Below are 17,892 nucleotides of genomic sequence, written 5' to 3'. Positions count from 1 at the left end.
TCCGCGTCCGACAGCTGGACCGGAGGACGGGTTCGTCCCGCGGACGTGGGAGGATCAGGGATGGCGGGCCAGGGCCGCGCACCCGGTCGCGCCGTCGCAGTACCCAGGCGCGAGCATGAGGAGCATCGTTGAGCAGGTTGCGTTGGCTGACCGCTGGGGAATCCCACGGACCCGCGCTGGTCGCGACACTGGAGGGTCTTCCCGCCGGCGTCCCGGTCACCACTGAGCTGGTGGCGGACCACCTCGCGCGGCGACGCCTCGGCTATGGGCGTGGCGCCCGGATGAAGTTCGAGCAGGACGAGATCACCTTCCTGGGTGGAGTCCGGCACGGGCTCTCCCTCGGTTCCCCGATCGCCGTCATGGTCGGCAACACCGAGTGGCCCAAGTGGGAGAAGGTCATGGCGGCCGACCCGGTCGACCCCGCCGAGCTCAAGGAGACGGGCCGCAACGCCCCCCTGACCCGGCCGCGTCCCGGTCACGCCGACCTCGCCGGCATGCAGAAGTACGGCTTCGACGAGGCCCGGCCGATCCTGGAGCGCGCCAGCGCCCGGGAGACCGCCGCCCGCGTCGCCCTCGGCGCGATCGCCCGCTCCTTCATCAAGGAGACCGCGGGCATCGAGATCGTCTCGCACGTCGTCGAACTGGCCGCCGCCAAGGCGCCGTACGGCGTCTACCCGACCCCCGCCGACGTCGAGAAGCTCGACGCCGACCCGGTCCGCTGCCTCGACGCCGACGCGTCGAAGGCGATGGTCGCCGAGATCGACCAGGCCCACAAGGACGGCGACACCCTCGGCGGTGTCGTCGAGGTGCTGGCCTACGGCGTGCCCGTCGGCCTCGGCTCCCACGTCCACTGGGACCGGCGTCTCGACGCGCGGCTCGCCGCCGCCCTCATGGGCATCCAGGCCATCAAGGGCGTCGAGGTCGGCGACGGCTTCGAGCTGGCCCGCGTGCCCGGCTCCCAGGCCCACGACGAGATCGTGAAGACCGAGGACGGCCTCAAGCGCACCTCCGGCCGCTCCGGCGGCACCGAGGGCGGCCTGACCACCGGCGAGCTGCTGCGGGTCCGCGCCGCGATGAAGCCCATCGCGACCGTGCCGCGCGCCCTCGCCACCGTCGACGTCGCCACCGGCGAGGCCACCCAGGCCCACCACCAGCGCTCCGACGTCTGCGCCGTCCCCGCGGCCGGCATCGTCGCCGAGGCCATGGTCGCGCTCGTCCTCGCGGACGCCGTCGTCGAGAAGTTCGGCGGCGACAGCGTTCCGGAGACCCGTCGCAACGTGCGGTCGTACCTCGAGAACCTGCGCATCCGGTGACCGGCGGTCCCCTGGTCGTCCTCGTCGGGCCCATGGGCTCCGGCAAATCCACGGTGGGCGGGCTCCTGGCCGAACGGCTCGGCGCGCCCTACCGGGACACCGACGCCGACATCGTCGCCGCCGAGGGCCGCGAGATCTCCGACATCTTCGTCGAGGACGGCGAGGAGCGCTTCCGCGCCCTGGAGCGGGACGCGGTCGCCGCGGCCCTCGCCGGGCACGAGGGCGTCCTCGCCCTCGGCGGTGGCGCGATCCTCGACGCCGGAACCCGCGCCCTGCTCGCCGGGCTGCCCGTCGCGTACCTCTCGATGGACGTCGACGAGGCGGTCCGGCGCGTCGGCCTCAACACCGCGCGCCCGCTGCTCGCCGTCAATCCGCGCCGTCAGTGGCGCGAGCTGATGGAGGCGCGCCGTCATCTGTACACCGAAGTCGCGCGTGCCGTCGTCACCACCGACGACCGCACCCCCGAAGAGGTCGCGGACGCGGTCCTCGCGGCACTGGATCTGAAGAAGGACGCATGACGACGGACCAGGAAGTCACCCGTATCCACGTCGCGGGCAGCGGCGGCACGGATCCGTACGAGGTGCTGGTCGGCCGGCAGCTGCTGGGCGAGCTCCCGGCCCTCATCGGCAACCAGGCCAAGCGGGTCGCCGTGATCCACCCGGAGGCGCTCGCCGACACCGGTGAGGCGCTCCGCGCGGACCTCGCCGACCAGGGCTACGAGACGGTCGCCATCCAGGTGCCGAACGCCGAGGAGGCGAAGACCGCCGAGGTCGCCGCCTACTGCTGGAAGGCGCTCGGCCAGACCGGCTTCACCCGCAGCGACGTCATCGTGGGCGTCGGCGGCGGCGCCACCACCGACCTGGCCGGCTTCGTCGCCGCCACGTGGCTGCGGGGCGTCCGCTGGATCGCCGTACCCACCACCGTCCTCGCGATGGTCGACGCTGCCGTCGGCGGCAAGACGGGCATCAACACCGCCGAGGGCAAGAACCTCGTCGGCGCCTTCCACCCGCCCGTCGGGGTCCTCTGCGACCTGGCCGCGCTCGACTCGCTGCCGGTGCACGACTACGTCAGCGGCCTCGCGGAGATCATCAAGGCCGGCTTCATCGTCGACCCGGTGATCCTCGACCTCATCGAGGAGGACCCGCAGGCGGCCCGCACCCCCGCCGGTCCCCACACCGCCGAGCTGCTCGTCCGCTCGATCAGGGTCAAGGCCGAGGTCGTCTCCGGCGATCTCAAGGAGTCCGGCCGCCGCGAGATCCTCAACTACGGCCACACCCTCGCCCACGCCATCGAGAAGAACGAGCGGTACAAGTGGCGCCACGGCGCCGCCGTCTCCGTCGGCATGGTCTTCGCCGCCGAGCTCGGCCGCCTCGCCGGGCGCCTCGACGACGCCACCGCCGACCGGCACCGGGTGATCCTGGAGTCCGTCGGACTGCCGCTCACCTACCGCGGCGACCAGTGGCCCAAGCTGCTGGAGACCATGCGGGTGGACAAGAAGTCCCGCGGAGACCTGCTGCGCTTCATCGTGCTCGACGGGATCGGCAGGCCGACCGTCCTGGAAGGCCCCGACCCGGCCGTCCTGATCGCGGCGTACGGCGAGGTGTCCGCGTGACCGAGCCCCGTCCCGTCCTGGTGCTCAACGGCCCCAACCTGGGCCGGCTCGGCTCCCGCGAGCCCGACATCTACGGCGCCACCTCCTACAAGGGGCTCGTCGAGTCCTGCAAGACCCTCGGCGCGGAGCTCGGCTTCGACGTCGAGGTGCGGGAGACGAACGACGAGGGCGAGATGATCCGCTGGCTGCACGAGGCCGCGGACCGCTCGACCCCGGTGGTGATCAACCCGGGTGCGTTCACGCACTACTCGTACGGGATGCGGGACGCGGCCGCCCAGCGGACCGCGCCGCTGATCGAGGTCCACATCTCGAACCCGTACGCGCGGGAGGAGTTCCGGCACACCTCGGTCGTCGCGGCCGTGGCGACCGGGACGGTCGCCGGGTTCGGGATCGGTTCCTACCGGCTGGCGCTGCGGGCGCTCGCCGAGGAACTGACGGGCTGACAGGGCACCAGGGGGAGGCCCCGGCCGTTCCCCTTGTGGGGGCCGGGGGCGGTAACGTTCCGGCGCACCGGATACACCGGATACAACAGGCGTACGAGACGGAGTGGGACCGGATGCAGCACGCAGTGGGGGGTCCGCTGCCACCGCCGGAGCGATCGGGCCGGGCGACCGGCCCCGGCACCGGCCCGGGACCCGTTCCCGATTCCGCTCCCGTGCCCGGGGGCGTCCCCGGGCACGGCACCGGCCCGGGACCCGGAGCCGGGACCGGAGCGCCGGCCGGACCCGTCTCCGCCGCGGCCGGCGGCGCCCCCGGAGGGCGGCCGCCGATACCGCCGCCTCCGCCCGGCGCCCCGTACCCGGGTCCGCCCGCCGGATCCCGGCTCGGCGTGCACCCGACCGTCCAGAGCGGCGCGCCCCGGCCTCCGCACGCCGCGCCGCCCCAGCACGCCGCCCCGCCTCCGCACGCCGCCCCGCCTCCGCACTCCGCCCCGCCTCCGCACTCCGCGCCTCCCGCGGGGCCCGGGACGCCCGGCTGGGGCGGTCCCGGGGCCGCACCGCAGCATTCCGGCGGTCCGCAGCATCCCGGCGGATCGCAGTACCCCGGCGGGCAGGCCCCGCGTGCCGACCTCACCGGACACGTGCCCCTGCCGCCCGTGAGCGCGCCGCTCGCGCCCGCCGTGGAGCACGGCGGCGGTACCGGGGCCGCGACCCTCGCCGTGCTGCTCATCGGCCCCGCGGGCGCCGGCAAGACCACCGTCGCCCGGCACTGGGCGCAGCGCCGCCGGGTGCCCACCGCGCACATCAGCCTCGACGACGTCCGCGAGTGGGTCTGCTCCGGCTTCGCCGACCCGCAGTCCGGGTGGAACGAGCACTCCGAGGCGCAGTACCGGCTCGCCCGCCGCACCTGCGGCTTCGCCGCGCGCAACTTCCTCGCCAACGGCATCTCCTGCATCGTCGACGACGCCGTCTTCCCCGACCGGCCCGTCGTCGGCCTCGGCGGCTGGAAGCGCCACGTCGGTCCCGGGCTGCTGCCCGTGGTGCTCCTGCCCGGTCTGGAGGTCGTCCTGGAGCGCAACGCCGAGCGCAGCGGCAACCGGCGCCTCTCGGACGAGGAGGTCGCCGCCATCCACGGCCGGATGGCCGGCTGGTACGGCTCCGGCCTGCCGATCATCGACAACTCCACGTACGACGTCGAGACCACCGCCCGCGTCCTCGACGACGTCCTGGCCCGCGCGATCGCCAGCCCACCCACCTGGTGACCCCCGGGCCGGGGCCGGGAGGCCCGGCCCGTGGCGGCCCGGCCACGTCCCGGCGGGGGTTCCCGCCCGGTCGGCCGTCCTGAACAGGCCACCGCGCCCCGCTGCTCGTACGCTCGGAGCATGTCAGAGGTGTATGCGGACCGCCGTGTACGGCTGCGCGATCGGTGCGCGGCCGCGGGCAGCCCGGCGGCCCTGGTCTCCCGCCCTGCCAACGTCCGCTATCTCGCGGGTGGTTCGCCCCCGGGCGCGGTCCTCCTCGTCGGGCCAGAGCCCGACGCGGACGTGCTGCTCTGCCCGGTCGTGCCCACCGGCGAACCGGCCGACGGACGGCTCGACGAGCTCCTCCGCCGGCAGGTCCTGCCCGCGGGGGGCGGAGACCCGGCCGTCGCCGCGGTCGACCTCGCCCGCCGGGCGGGCGCCGACGCGCTGGCGGTCGAGGAGCACGATCTGACCGTGACCCGGCACCGGGCCATGGGCTCCGTCGCGCCCGGACTGCGGCTCGCCGACCTCGCGTGCGCCGTGGAGCAGCTGAGGATCGTCAAGGACGAGGGCGAGATCGCCTGTCTCCGGATCGCCGCCGAGATCGCCGACCAGGCGCTCGGCGAGCTCCTGGAGTCGATCCTGGTGGGGCGGACCGAGCGGCACCTCGCCCTGGAGCTGGAGCGGCGGCTCGTCGACCACGGCGCCGACGGGGCGGCCTTCCCGACCTCGGTGGCGACCGGCCCGCACTCCGGCCGCCGGGGCCACCGGCCCTCCGACCGCCGGGTCGAGGAGGGCGATTTCCTCTCCGTCTGCCTCGGCGCCGACTACCGCGGCTACCGCTGCGAGATCGGCCGCACCTTCGTCATCGGCACGACGCCGGCCGACTGGCAGATCGAGCTGTACGAGCTCGTCTTCGCCGCTCAGCGGGCCGGCCGGGAGTCTCTCGTACCGGGCGCCGAGTACCGCGACGTGGACCGGGCGGCCCGCCAGATTCTGGACTCCGCGGGGCACGGAGAGGCCGCCGTACCCCTCACCGGGCACGGGGTGGGGCTCGAAATCGACGAGGACCCGCAGCTCTCACCCTCGGCCATGGGTAAACTGGACGCCTGTGTGCCGGTCACCGTCGAACCGGGGGTCCACCTCCCGGGCCGGGGCGGGGTCCGGATCGATGACACGCTCGTCGTGCGCCAAGAGGCGGACGGCGGACCCGAGCTACTCACCATCACGACCAAGGAGCTGCTCGCGCTGTAAGGCGCGTACGCCTCCACGGTCCCACGTCAGTCCAGGAGATTTCGCAACCGTGGCTTCCACGAACGACCTCAAGAACGGCATGGTGCTCAAGCTCGACGGGGGCCAGCTCTGGTCCGTCGTCGAGTTCCAGCACGTCAAGCCCGGCAAGGGCCCGGCCTTCGTGCGCACCAAGCTGAAGAGCGTGCTCTCCGGCAAGGTCGTCGACAAGACCTTCAACGCCGGCACCAAGGTCGAGACGGCCACCATCGACCGCCGCGACATGCAGTTCTCCTACATGGACGGCGACTACTTCGTCTTCATGGACATGGAGACGTACGACCAGCTCATGATCGAGCGCAAGGCCGTCGGCGACGCCGCCAACTTCCTCATCGAGGGCTTCACCGCCTCCGTCGCCCAGCACGAGGGCGAGGTGCTCTACGTCGAGCTCCCGGCCGCCGTCGAGCTGACGATCAAGCACACCGACCCGGGTGTCCAGGGCGACCGCTCCACCGGCGGCACCAAGCCCGCCACGCTGGAGACGGACCACGAGATCCAGGTCCCGCTCTTCATCACCACCGGTGAGAAGATCAAGGTCGACACCCGCACCAGCGACTACCTCGGCCGGGTGAACAAGTAACCGTGGCCGCTCGGAGCAAGGCCCGCAAGCGCGCCTTCCAGATCCTCTTCGAGGCGGACCAGCGTGGTGCCTCCGTCCAGGAGGTTCTCGCGGACCAGGTCCGGCACGCGCGGTCGGACGACCGCCAGCCGCCGGTGAACGACTTCACCATGCAGCTGGTCGAGGGCTATGCGTCCCACGTGGCTCGGATCGACGAGCTCATCGCGACCTACGCGGTGGACTGGGACCTCGACCGGATGCCGGTCGCCGACCGGAACATCGTGCGCCTCGGCGCGTACGAGCTGATCTGGGAGGACGGCACGCCGGACGCGGTCGCGATCGACGAGGCGGTGCAGCTCGCCAAGGAGTTCTCCACGGACGAGTCCCCGACCTTCGTCAACGGTCTGCTGGCGCGCTTCAAGGACTTGAAGCCGCGTCTGCGCCGGGACATGGACGCCTGAGTCCGCAGGGCCTGTCCGACGATCGCGTCGGATCGGTCCGGGACGTCACCGGCAGTCGAAGGGGCCCGCAGCACTCGTGCTGCGGGCCCCTTCGGCGTATCCCCGGCTCATCGTTCGCGACGGCGAAAGCGACAGGCGTCGCGACGGCGGGAGGAACCGGGGTTCGCGACGGTGAGAACGCGGCGGGCCCGTGGACGTCGGATGACGTCCACGGGCCCGGCGGTACGTTTCTGCTGGGTCCCCTGAAGGGGTCAGTTCTCCTCGTGGGCGACCGCGCGGCGCGCGTCCGCGTCGAGGACGCCCCAGCTGATGAGCTGCTCGGTGAGGACCGAGGGGGACTGGTCGTAGATGACGGCGAGGGTGCGCAGGTCGTCCTGACGGATCGACAGCACCTTGCCGTTGTAGTCGCCGCGCTGCGACTGGATCGTCGCGGCGTAGCGCTGGAGCGGGCCCGCCTTCTCCTGGGGGACGTGCGCCAGGCGCTCCAGGTCGAGCACGAGCTTCGGCGGCGGCTCGGCGGCCCCGCCCGGCGTGGTGCCCGGCAGGAGCTCCTGCACCGGCACCCCGTAGAAGTCGGCCAGCTCGGCAAGACGCTGCACGGTCACCGCGCGGTCGCCGCGCTCGTACGAACCGACCACGACCGCCTTCCAGCGGCCCTGGGACTTCTCCTCCACCCCGTGGAGCGAGAGACCCTGCTGGGTGCGGATGGCACGGAGTTTGGCCCCGAGCTGCTTTGCGTATTCGCTGGACATAACGCTCCCGGACGCTGTGACGACATGCGGCTGCGCCGCGCGGCTGGTAACTCACTGTGAGGTTACGCAGCGTTACTCTTTCCCGTCAAGCCGAATGGTCCGTACCGCCTCCTCCCGGGGGATGGCGCGCGGAGTGGCGCCAGGGGTGCGAGCGAGGTCTCCGTCCGCCCCTGGTATCGTTGACGTCGCAAATCCGACGTCCTTTAAGAGCCGTCCCGTGAGGCGGAGAAGGAGGTCCGTTTCTTCATGGACACCCAGCAGCAGTACGGCGATGACGCGCGGCCCGTTCTCGAGGCCCCGGACATCGCGCGGGTCCTGACCCGCATCGCACACGAGATCGTCGAGCGCGCCAAGGGCGCAGACGACGTGGTTCTCCTCGGCATTCCCACCCGCGGTGTGTTCCTCGCCCGCCGGCTCGCCGAGAAGCTCGAATCGATCACCGGCACCAAGATCCCGGTCGGATCCCTGGACATCACCATGTACCGGGACGACCTGCGGATGAAGCCGGCCCGTGCCCTCGGCCGCACCGAGATCCCCGGTGACGGCGTCGACGGCCGCCTGGTCGTCCTCGTCGACGACGTGCTCTTCTCCGGCCGCACCATCCGCGCCGCCCTCGACGCCCTCGGCGACATCGGCCGCCCCCGTGCGGTCCAGCTCGCCGTCCTCGTCGACCGCGGCCACCGCGAGCTTCCGATCCGCGCCGACTACGTCGGCAAGAACCTCCCCACGTCGCTGCGGGAGACGGTCAAGGTCCAGCTCGCCGAGGAGGACGGTCGCGACACCGTCCTGCTCGGTGCCAGGCCCACCGCCTAGCCGGACCGGCTTTCCCCCGCGGGGCCGGGGCACCCCCCTGCGCCCCCGCATGCCCTCACACCTCCCCACCACGGAGAGACACACCGATGATGCGTCACCTCATCTCGGCCGCCGACCTCACCCGCGACGACGCCGTCCTGATCCTCGACACCGCCGAGGAGATGGCCCGGGTGGCCGACCGGCCCATCCGGAAGCTGCCGACCCTGCGCGGCCGGACCATCTGCAACCTGTTCTTCGAGGACTCCACCCGGACCCGGATCTCCTTCGAGGCCGCCGAGAAGCGGCTCTCCGCCGACGTCATCAACTTCACGGCCAAGGGCTCCAGCGTCTCCAAGGGGGAGTCCCTCAAGGACACCGCGCAGACCCTGGAGGCCATGGGCGTCGACGCGGTCGTCATCCGCCACGGCGCCTCCGGAGCCCCGTACCGGCTCGCCACCTCCGGCTGGATCGACGCCCCCGTCATCAACGCCGGCGACGGCACCCACCAGCACCCCACCCAGGCCCTCCTGGACGCCTTCACCATGCGCCGCCGCCTGGTCGGCCGGGACGCCGGGCTCGGCCGCGACCTCGAGGGCAAGCGGATCACGCTCGTCGGCGACGTCCTGCACAGCCGGGTCGCCCGCTCCAACGTCGACCTGCTGCACACCCTCGGCGCCGAGGTCACCCTGGTGGCCCCGCCCACCCTGGTCCCCGTCGGCGTCGAGACCTGGCCCTGCGAGATCTCGTACGACCTCGACCGCGTGCTGCCGAAGTCCGACGCGGTCATGATGCTGCGTGTGCAGCGCGAGCGGATGAACGCCGCCTTCTTCCCCACCGAGCGCGAGTACTCGCGCCGGTACGGGCTCGACGGCGAGCGGATGGCGAGGATGCCCGAGCACGCCATCGTCATGCACCCCGGCCCCATGGTCCGCGGCATGGAGATCACCGCCGAGGTCGCCGACTCCGACCGCTGCACGGTCGTCGAGCAGGTCGCCAACGGCGTCTCCGTCCGGATGGCGGTCCTCTACCTGCTTCTGGGCGGCAACGACTCCGCCGTCACCCACACCCGTACCGAGGAGAACAAGTAACCATGGGCAAGACTCTGATCCGCGGTGCGCAGGTGCTGGGCGGCGCCGTCCAGGACGTGCTGATCGACGGCGAGACCATCGTCGCCACCGGCCGGCAGGGCGAGATCGACGCCGAGGGCGCCACCGTGATCGAGGCCGACGGCCAGATCCTGCTGCCCGGCCTCGTCGACCTCCACACCCACCTGCGCGAGCCCGGCCGCGAGGACTCCGAGACCGTCCTCACCGGCACCCGCGCCGCCGCCTCCGGCGGCTTCACGGCCGTCTTCGCCATGGCCAACACCCACCCGGTCGCCGACACCGCCGGTGTCGTCGAGCAGGTCTACCGGCTCGGCAAGGAGTCCGGCTACTGCGACGTGCAGCCCATCGGCGCCGTCACGGTCGGCCTGGAGGGCAAGAAGCTCGCCGAGCTCGGCGCCATGCACGACTCCGCCGCCGGCGTCACCGTCTTCTCCGACGACGGCAAGTGCGTCGACGACGCCGTGATCATGCGCCGCGCCCTGGAGTACGTGAAGGCCTTCGGCGGCGTCGTCGCCCAGCACGCCCAGGAGCCCCGCCTCACCGAGGGCGCCCAGATGAACGAGGGCATCGTCTCGGCCGAGCTCGGACTCGGCGGCTGGCCGGCCGTCGCCGAGGAGTCGATCATCGCCCGCGACGTCCTCCTCGCCGAGCACGTCGGCTCCCGCGTCCACATCTGCCACCTCTCCACCGCCGGCTCCGTCGAGATCGTCCGCTGGGCCAAGTCCCGCGGCATCGACGTCACGGCCGAGGTCACCCCGCACCACCTCCTCCTCACCGACGAGATGGCCCGGAGCTACAACCCGGTCTACAAGGTCAACCCGCCGCTGCGCACCGAGAAGGACGTCCTCGCGCTCCGCGAGGCGCTGGCCGACGGCACGATCGACATCGTCGCCACCGACCACGCCCCGCACCCCCACGAGGACAAGGACTGCGAGTGGGCCGCGGCCGCCATGGGCATGGTCGGCCTGGAGACCGCGCTCTCCGTCGTCCAGCAGACGATGGTCGAGACCGGCCTCCTCGACTGGGCCGGCGTCGCCGACCGGATGTCCTTCGCGCCCGCCCGCATCGGACGCGCCCAGGGCCACGGACGACCCGTCTCGGCTGGTGAGCCCGCGAACCTGACGCTGGTCGATCCGGCTTACCGTGGTGTCGTGGACCCCGCGGACTTCGCCTCCCGCAGCCGAAACACCCCCTACGAGGGCCGTGAGCTGCCGGGACGCGTCACCCACACCTTCCTGCGGGGCCGGGCAACGGTCGTGGACGGGAAGCTGGCGTGACACCACTCATCGCAATCGCCGCAGAGGCTGCCGATCAGAAGTCGGCGGAGGTGACCGACTGGGCCGGACGGCTCGGCTGGGTCGCCGGACTGCTGCTCTTCGTCGCCTTCGTGTACTGGCTGATGCGCCAGGGCTGGAAGTGGCGCGGCAGCCTCCAGTCGGACCTCCCCGAGCTCCCCACCGCGCCCGAGGCGGCCGGTCCGGCGAAACTGACTCTCAGCGGGCGCTACCACGGCTCCACGACCGCCGGGCAGTGGCTCGACCGGATCGTGGCCCACGGCCTCGGCACCCGCAGCCGCGTCGAGCTCACGCTCACCGACGCGGGGCTCGCGGTCGTACGCCCCGGGGCGAACGACTTCTTCGTCCCGGCCGAGGCCCTGCGCGAGGCCCGCCTCGACAAGGGCATCGCAGGCAAGGTCCTCGCCGAGGGCGGCCTGCTGATCGTCACCTGGACGCACGGCGACAAGCTGCTCGACTCCGGCTTCCGGTCCGACCGGGCGGCCGAGCACACCGCCTGGGTCGAGGCCATCAACTCCATGACCACCACGACGGAAGGCATCGCACGATGACGACCTCCACCCGGGGAACCAGCAAGGTTCCCGCCGTACTCGTCCTGGAGGACGGCCGCATCTTCCGCGGCCGCGCCTACGGGGCCGTGGGGGAGACCTTCGGCGAGGCCGTGTTCTCCACCGGCATGACCGGCTACCAGGAGACCCTCACCGACCCGTCGTACCACCGCCAGGTCGTGGTCATGACGGCTCCGCACGTCGGCAACACCGGCGTCAACGACCAGGACCCCGAGTCCGGCCGCATCTGGGTCTCCGGCTACGTCGTCCGCGACCCCGCCCGGGTCTCCTCCAACTGGCGCGCCCAGCGCTCGCTGGACGAGGAGCTGGAGCGCCAGGGCGTCGTCGGCATCTCCGGCATCGACACCCGCGCCCTCACCCGCCACCTGCGCGAGCGCGGCGCCATGCGCGTCGGCATCTTCTCCGGCGACGCCTGGACCGGCATCCGCGACGAGGCCCTCCTCGCCCGGGTGCAGGAGCAGCCCCAGATGAAGGGCGCGAACCTCTCCGCCGAGGTCGCCACCAAGGAGACGTACGTCGTCCCCGCGATCGGCACGAAGAAGTTCACCGTCGCCGCCGTCGACCTCGGCATCAAGGGCATGACCCCGCACCGGATGGCCGAGCGCGGCATCGAGGTCCACGTGCTGCCCGCCACCGCCACCGCCGAGGACATCTACGCGGTGAACCCGGACGGTGTCTTCTTCTCCAACGGTCCCGGCGACCCGGCCACCGCCGACGGTCCCGTCTCCGTCATGCAGGCCGTCCTGGAGCGCAGGACGCCGCTCTTCGGCATCTGCTTCGGCAACCAGATCCTCGGCCGCGCGCTCGGCTTCGGCACCTACAAGCTGAAGTACGGCCACCGGGGCATCAACCAGCCGGTCCAGGACCGTACGACCGGCAAGGTCGAGATCACCGCGCACAACCACGGCTTCGCCGTCGACGCGCCCCTCGACAAGGTCTCCGAGACCCCCTTCGGGCGTGCCGAGGTCTCGCACGTCTGCCTGAACGACAACGTCGTGGAAGGCCTCCAGCTGCTCGACCAGCCGGCCTTCTCCGTCCAGTACCACCCCGAGGCGGCCGCGGGCCCGCACGACGCCGCGTACCTCTTCGACCGTTTCGTATCCCTGATGGAGGCCGAGCGTGCCTAAGCGCACCGATATCCAGTCCGTCCTGGTCATCGGCTCCGGCCCGATCGTCATCGGCCAGGCCGCCGAGTTCGACTACTCCGGCACCCAGGCCTGCCGCATCCTCAAGGCCGAGGGCCTGCGGGTGATCCTGGTCAACTCCAACCCGGCCACGATCATGACCGACCCGGAGATCGCCGACGCCACGTACGTCGAGCCGATCACCCCCGAGTTCGTCGAGAAGATCATCGCCAAGGAGCGCCCCGACGCCCTCCTGCCCACCCTCGGCGGCCAGACCGCGCTCAACACCGCGATCTCCATGCACGAGCAGGGCGTCCTGGAGAAGTACGGCGTCGAGCTCATCGGTGCCAACGTCGAGGCCATCAACAAGGGCGAGGACCGCGACCTCTTCAAGGGCGTCGTCGAGGCCGTCAAGGCCAAGATCGGCTACGGCGAGTCCGCCCGCTCGGTCATCTGCCACACGATGGACGACGTCATCGAGGGCGTCGACACCCTCGGCGGCTACCCCGTCGTCGTCCGCCCCTCCTTCACCATGGGCGGCGCCGGCTCCGGCTTCGCCCACGACGAGGACGAGCTGCGCCGCATCGCCGGCCAGGGCCTCACGCTCTCCCCGACCACCGAGGTGCTCCTGGAGGAGTCCATCCTCGGCTGGAAGGAGTACGAGCTGGAGCTGATGCGCGACAAGAACGACAACGTCGTGGTCGTCTGCTCCATCGAGAACTTCGACCCGATGGGCGTCCACACCGGTGACTCGATCACCGTCGCCCCGGCGATGACCCTCACCGACCGCGAGTACCAGCGGCTCCGCGACATCGGCATCGCGATCATCCGCGAGGTCGGCGTCGACACCGGCGGCTGCAACATCCAGTTCGCGATCGACCCGGTCGACGGCCGGATCATCGTCATCGAGATGAACCCGCGCGTCTCCCGCTCCTCGGCGCTCGCCTCCAAGGCGACCGGCTTCCCGATCGCCAAGATCGCGGCCCGCCTCGCCGTCGGCTACACGCTGGACGAGATCCCGAACGACATCACGGAGAAGACCCCGGCGTCCTTCGAGCCCACGCTCGACTACGTCGTCGTCAAGGCCCCGCGGTTCGCCTTCGAGAAGTTCCCCTCCGCCGACTCCACGCTGACCACGACCATGAAGTCGGTCGGCGAGGCCATGGCGATCGGCCGCAACTTCACCGAGGCCCTCCAGAAGGCCCTGCGCTCCCTGGAGAAGAAGGGCTCGCAGTTCACCTTCGTCGGCGAGCCCGGCGACAAGGCCGAGCTGCTCCGCGACGCGGTCCGCCCGACCGACGGCCGCATCAACACCGTCATGCAGGCCATCCGCGCCGGAGCCACCCCGGCGGAGGTCTTCGACGCCACGAAGATCGACCCGTGGTTCGTCGACCAGCTCTTCCTGATCAAGGAGATCGCCGACGAGCTGGCCGCCGCCGAGAAGCTCGAGCCCGAGATCCTCGCCGAGGCCAAGCGCCACGGCTTCTCCGACGCCCAGATCGCCGAGATCCGCGGTCTGCGCGAGGACGTCGTCCGCGAGGTCCGGCACGCCCTCGGCGTCCGCCCGGTCTACAAGACGGTCGACACCTGCGCCGCCGAGTTCGCCGCCAAGACCCCGTACTTCTACTCCTCGTACGACGAGGAGACCGAGGTCGCGCCCCGCACCAAGCCCGCGGTGATCATCCTGGGCTCCGGCCCGAACCGCATCGGCCAGGGCATCGAGTTCGACTACTCCTGCGTCCACGCCTCCTTCGCCCTGAGCGACGCCGGCTACGAGACCGTGATGGTCAACTGCAACCCGGAGACCGTCTCCACGGACTACGACACCTCCGACCGCCTGTACTTCGAGCCGCTGACGCTTGAGGACGTGCTCGAGATCGTCCACGCGGAGACCCTCGCCGGTCCCGTCGCCGGTGTCGTCGTCCAGCTCGGCGGCCAGACCCCGCTGGGCCTCTCGCAGGCGCTCAAGGACAACGGCGTGCCGGTCGTCGGCACCTCCCCCGAGGCCATCCACGCCGCCGAGGACCGCGGCGCCTTCGGCCAGGTCCTCGCCGACGCGGGCCTCCCGGCCCCGAAGCACGGCACGGCGACCACCTTCGCCGGCGCCAAGGCCATCGCCGACGAGATCGGCTACCCCGTCCTCGTACGCCCGTCGTACGTCCTCGGCGGCCGCGGCATGGAGATCGTGTACGACGAGGCCCGCCTGGAGTCGTACATCGCCGAGTCCACCGAGATCAGCCCCACCCGGCCGGTCCTGGTCGACCGCTTCCTCGACGACGCCATCGAGATCGACGTCGACGCCCTCTACGACGGCCACGAGCTCTACCTCGGCGGCGTCATGGAGCACATCGAGGAAGCCGGCATCCACTCCGGCGACTCGGCCTGCGCCCTGCCCCCGATCACCCTCGGCGGCTACGACATCAAGCGCCTGCGCGCCTCCACCGAGGCCATCGCCAAGGGCGTCGGCGTGCGCGGCCTGATCAACATCCAGTTCGCCATGGCCGGAGACATCCTCTACGTCCTGGAGGCCAACCCGCGCGCCTCCCGGACCGTCCCCTTCACCTCGAAGGCGACCGCCGTCCCGCTCGCGAAGGCCGCCGCCCGCATCTCGCTCGGCGCCACCGTCGCCGAGCTGCGCGCCGAGGGCCTGCTGCCGAAGACCGGCGACGGCGGCACCCTGCCGCTCGACGCGCCGATCTCCGTCAAGGAGGCCGTGATGCCGTGGTCGCGCTTCCGCGACGTGCACGGCCGCGGCGTCGACACGGTCCTCGGCCCGGAGATGCGCTCCACCGGCGAGGTCATGGGCATCGACGCGGTCTTCGGCACGGCGTACGCCAAGTCGCAGGCCGGCGCCTACGGCCCGCTGCCCACCAAGGGCCGCGCGTTCATCTCGGTCGCCAACCGCGACAAGCGCTCGATGATCTTCCCGGCGCGCGAGCTGGTCGCCCACGGCTTCGAGCTGCTCGCCACCTCCGGCACCGCCGAGGTCCTCAAGCGCAACGGCATCAACGCCACGATCGTGCGCAAGCTGAGCGAGGGCGAGGGCCCGAACGGCGAGAAGACGATCGTCCAGCTCATCCACGACGGCCAGGTCGACCTGATCGTCAACACCCCGTACGGCACCGGTGGCCGCCTCGACGGCTACGAGATCCGTACGGCCGCGGTGGCGCGCAGCGTCCCGTGCCTCACCACGGTCCAGGCGCTCGCCGCGGCCGTCCAGGGCATCGACGCGCTCAACCGGGGCGATGTCGGGGTCCGCTCGCTCCAGGAACACGCGGAACACCTGACCGCGGCCCGCGACTAGCAACCCACGAGGGGGACACCGGAAACGGTGTCCCCCTCTTGCTGAGGACACCCACATGTACAAGTTCTTCTTCCACCTCGTCTTCAAGCGCATGGACCCCGAGAAGGCCCACTACCTGGCCTTCCGCTGGATCCGCCTGGCCGCCCGCGTCCCCGTCCTGCGGACCTTCGTCGCCGCCGTCCTCGCGCCCCGCCACAAGGAGCTGCGCACCGAGGCCCTCGGCCTGCGGATGCACGGCCCCTTCGGGCTCGCCGCCGGCTTCGACAAGAACGCCGTCGCCATCGACGGCATGTCGATGCTCGGCTTCGACCACGTCGAGATCGGCACCGTCACCGGCGAGGCCCAGCCCGGCAACCCGAAGAAGCGCCTCTTCCGGCTGATCCCGGACCGCGCGCTCATCAACCGCATGGGCTTCAACAACGAGGGCTCCGCCGCCGTCGCCGCACGCCTCCACGCGCGCGTACCGGTCTTCAGGACCGTCGTCGGCGTCAACATCGGGAAGACGAAGGTCGTCCCCGAGGCCGAGGCCGCCGCCGACTACGTGAAGTCCACCGAGCGCCTCGCCGCGCACGCCGACTACCTCGTCGTGAACGTCTCCTCGCCGAACACCCCCGGTCTGCGCAACCTCCAGGCCACCGAGTCCCTGCGGCCGCTCCTCACGGCCGTACGGGAAGCCGCCGACCGCACGGTCACCGACCGCCGGGTCCCGCTCCTGGTCAAGATCGCCCCCGACCTGGCCGACGAGGACGTCGACGCGGTCGCCGACCTCGCCCTGGAGCTCGGCCTCGACGGCATCATCGCCACCAACACCACCATCGCGCGCGAGGGCCTCGGCCTGCAGTCCGACCCCGCGCTGATCAAGGAGACCGGCGGGCTGTCCGGCGCACCCGTCAAGGAGCGCTCCCTCGCGGTCCTCAGGCGCCTCCACGCGCGCGTGGGCGACCGACTGGTCCTCGTGGGCGTCGGAGGCATCGAGAACGCCGAGGACGCCTGGCAGCGCATCCTGGCCGGCGCCACCCTGATCCAGGGCTACAGCGCCTTCATCTACGAGGGCCCGTTCTACGCCCGCGCGATCCACAAGGGCCTCGCCGCGCGCCTCGCGGCCTCTCCGTACGCCACCCTCGCCGAGGCCGTCGGCGCCGACTCCCGAAAGGCCGCCAAGTGACCCTCTCCTTCGGCACCCGTCTGCGCTCCGCCATGGACGAGCGCGGCCCGCTCTGCGTCGGCATCGACCCGCACGCCGCCCTGCTCGACTCCTGGGGCCTGACCGACGACATCGCCGGCCTGGAGCGGTTCACCTTCACGGTCGTCGAGGCGCTCGCGGACACCGTGGCCGTCTTCAAGCCGCAGTCCGCCTTCTTCGAGCGCTTCGGCTCGCGCGGCATCGCCGTCCTGGAGCGTGCCACCGCCGATCTGCGCGCGGCGGGCGGTCTGGTCGTCATGGACGCCAAGCGCGGCGACATCGGCTCGACCATGGCCGCGTACGCCGAGACCTACCTGCGCAAGGACTCCCCGCTCTTCTCGGACGCGCTCACGGTCTCCCCGTACCTCGGCTACGGCTCCCTGAAGCCGGCCGTGGACCTGGCCCGCGAGTCCGGCGCCGGTCTCTTCGTCCTGGCCCTGACGTCCAACCCGGAGGGCGCGGAGGTCCAGCGGGCCGTCCGTGCGGACGGCCGAACGATCGGCGCCACCATGCTGGGCCACCTCGCCGCGGAGAACGCGGGGGAGACCCCGATGGGCTCCTTCGGCGCGGTCGTCGGTGCCACCCTCGGCGACCTGTCCTCGTTCGACCTGGACATCAACGGTCCGCTCCTCGCCCCCGGCATCGGCGCCCAGGGCGCGACCCCGGCCGACCTCCCGGCCGTCTTCGGCGCGGCCGTCGGCAACGTCGTCCCGAACGTCAGCCGCGGGGTCCTGCGGCACGGACCGGACGCGGCCGCCCTGCGGGACTCGGCGCACCGGTACGCGGACGAGATCCGCGCGGCCGTCGCCGGGTAACGAGCATCACGGTCTCTCCGCAGGTCGGAGCGGATC

Annotated in this window: 17 protein-coding genes; 16 read left to right on the top strand and 1 reads right to left on the bottom strand. The window is 71.9% G+C overall.

Going from position 1 to position 17,892, the window contains the following annotated elements:
* Window positions 1–128: 128 nt before the first annotated feature.
* The 8 genes from aroC to nusB all read left to right on the top strand — a co-directional run bounded on the left by aroC (window position 129) and on the right by nusB (window position 6,916).
* Window positions 129–1,313, top strand: coding sequence for a chorismate synthase (gene aroC, locus E0F75_RS12735; protein ID WP_187622634.1), 1,185 nt, complete (start codon window positions 129–131; stop codon window positions 1,311–1,313).
* Window positions 1,310–1,831 carry a shikimate kinase gene (locus E0F75_RS12730; protein ID WP_187622633.1) on the top strand — a complete coding sequence of 174 codons (522 nt, stop codon included), beginning with the start codon at window positions 1,310–1,312 and terminating at the stop codon, window positions 1,829–1,831. Before aroC ends, E0F75_RS12730 begins: the two co-directional genes overlap by 4 nt.
* Window positions 1,828–2,925, top strand: a complete 1,098-nt coding sequence (gene aroB, locus E0F75_RS12725; RefSeq protein WP_187622632.1) for a 3-dehydroquinate synthase — start codon at window positions 1,828–1,830, stop codon at window positions 2,923–2,925. The genes E0F75_RS12730 and aroB overlap by 4 nt, the downstream gene beginning before the upstream one ends.
* Window positions 2,922–3,368, top strand: a complete 447-nt coding sequence (gene aroQ / locus E0F75_RS12720) for a type II 3-dehydroquinate dehydratase (RefSeq protein WP_187622631.1) — start codon at window positions 2,922–2,924, stop codon at window positions 3,366–3,368. The genes aroB and aroQ overlap by 4 nt, the downstream gene beginning before the upstream one ends.
* Before the next feature lie 386 nt (window positions 3,369–3,754).
* A complete protein-coding gene (locus E0F75_RS12715) occupies window positions 3,755–4,627 on the top strand; it encodes an AAA family ATPase (protein WP_229312658.1) in 873 nt (290 codons plus the stop codon).
* Between the two features lie 120 nt (window positions 4,628–4,747).
* A complete protein-coding gene (locus E0F75_RS12710; protein WP_187622629.1) occupies window positions 4,748–5,860 on the top strand; it encodes an aminopeptidase P family protein in 1,113 nt (370 codons plus the stop codon).
* 49 nt (window positions 5,861–5,909) lie between these two features.
* Window positions 5,910–6,476 (top strand): elongation factor P, encoded by a 567-nt coding sequence (gene efp / locus E0F75_RS12705; protein ID WP_187622628.1) that lies wholly within the window; start codon window positions 5,910–5,912, stop codon window positions 6,474–6,476.
* 2 nt (window positions 6,477–6,478) lie between these two features.
* A complete protein-coding gene (gene nusB, locus E0F75_RS12700) occupies window positions 6,479–6,916 on the top strand; it encodes a transcription antitermination factor NusB (RefSeq protein WP_187622627.1) in 438 nt (145 codons plus the stop codon).
* Between the two features lie 251 nt (window positions 6,917–7,167).
* On the opposite strand, the gene bldD is transcribed toward nusB, so the two are convergent.
* Window positions 7,168–7,668 (bottom strand): transcriptional regulator BldD, encoded by a 501-nt coding sequence (bldD, locus tag E0F75_RS12695; protein ID WP_015032294.1) that lies wholly within the window; start codon window positions 7,666–7,668, stop codon window positions 7,168–7,170.
* A gap of 246 nt (window positions 7,669–7,914) precedes the next feature.
* Here bldD and pyrR point away from each other — a divergent pair, with 246 nt between their 5' ends.
* The 8 genes from pyrR to pyrF all read left to right on the top strand — a co-directional run bounded on the left by pyrR (window position 7,915) and on the right by pyrF (window position 17,856).
* Window positions 7,915–8,481, top strand: coding sequence for a bifunctional pyr operon transcriptional regulator/uracil phosphoribosyltransferase PyrR (pyrR, locus tag E0F75_RS12690; protein WP_055598744.1), 567 nt, complete (start codon window positions 7,915–7,917; stop codon window positions 8,479–8,481).
* Between the two features lie 86 nt (window positions 8,482–8,567).
* The gene (locus tag E0F75_RS12685) at window positions 8,568–9,548 is read left to right on the top strand and encodes an aspartate carbamoyltransferase catalytic subunit (RefSeq protein ID WP_187622626.1); all 981 of its coding nucleotides are present in this window, start codon (window positions 8,568–8,570) and stop codon (window positions 9,546–9,548) included.
* Window positions 9,549–9,550: 2 nt separating this feature from the next.
* Window positions 9,551–10,843, top strand: coding sequence for a dihydroorotase (locus E0F75_RS12680; RefSeq protein ID WP_187622625.1), 1,293 nt, complete (start codon window positions 9,551–9,553; stop codon window positions 10,841–10,843).
* Window positions 10,840–11,412 carry a hypothetical protein gene (locus E0F75_RS12675; RefSeq protein ID WP_187622624.1) on the top strand — a complete coding sequence of 191 codons (573 nt, stop codon included), beginning with the start codon at window positions 10,840–10,842 and terminating at the stop codon, window positions 11,410–11,412. The genes E0F75_RS12680 and E0F75_RS12675 overlap by 4 nt, the downstream gene beginning before the upstream one ends.
* Window positions 11,409–12,557: a glutamine-hydrolyzing carbamoyl-phosphate synthase small subunit gene (gene carA, locus E0F75_RS12670; protein WP_187622623.1), complete on the top strand. Its 1,149-nt coding sequence runs from the start codon at window positions 11,409–11,411 to the stop codon at window positions 12,555–12,557. Before E0F75_RS12675 ends, carA begins: the two co-directional genes overlap by 4 nt.
* The gene (carB, locus tag E0F75_RS12665) at window positions 12,550–15,858 is read left to right on the top strand and encodes a carbamoyl-phosphate synthase large subunit (RefSeq protein ID WP_187622622.1); all 3,309 of its coding nucleotides are present in this window, start codon (window positions 12,550–12,552) and stop codon (window positions 15,856–15,858) included. Before carA ends, carB begins: the two co-directional genes overlap by 8 nt.
* Before the next feature lie 55 nt (window positions 15,859–15,913).
* Window positions 15,914–17,023, top strand: a complete 1,110-nt coding sequence (locus tag E0F75_RS12660) for a quinone-dependent dihydroorotate dehydrogenase (RefSeq protein WP_187622621.1) — start codon at window positions 15,914–15,916, stop codon at window positions 17,021–17,023.
* Window positions 17,020–17,856, top strand: coding sequence for an orotidine-5'-phosphate decarboxylase (gene pyrF, locus E0F75_RS12655; protein ID WP_187622620.1), 837 nt, complete (start codon window positions 17,020–17,022; stop codon window positions 17,854–17,856). Before E0F75_RS12660 ends, pyrF begins: the two co-directional genes overlap by 4 nt.
* Window positions 17,857–17,892: the final 36 nt, after the last annotated feature.

The sequence above is a fragment of the Streptomyces sp. CB02980 genome (genome assembly GCF_014451325.2).
Classification (GTDB): Bacteria; Actinomycetota; Actinomycetes; order Streptomycetales; family Streptomycetaceae; genus Streptomyces.
This window is presented reverse-complemented; position numbering and strand designations above follow the sequence as displayed.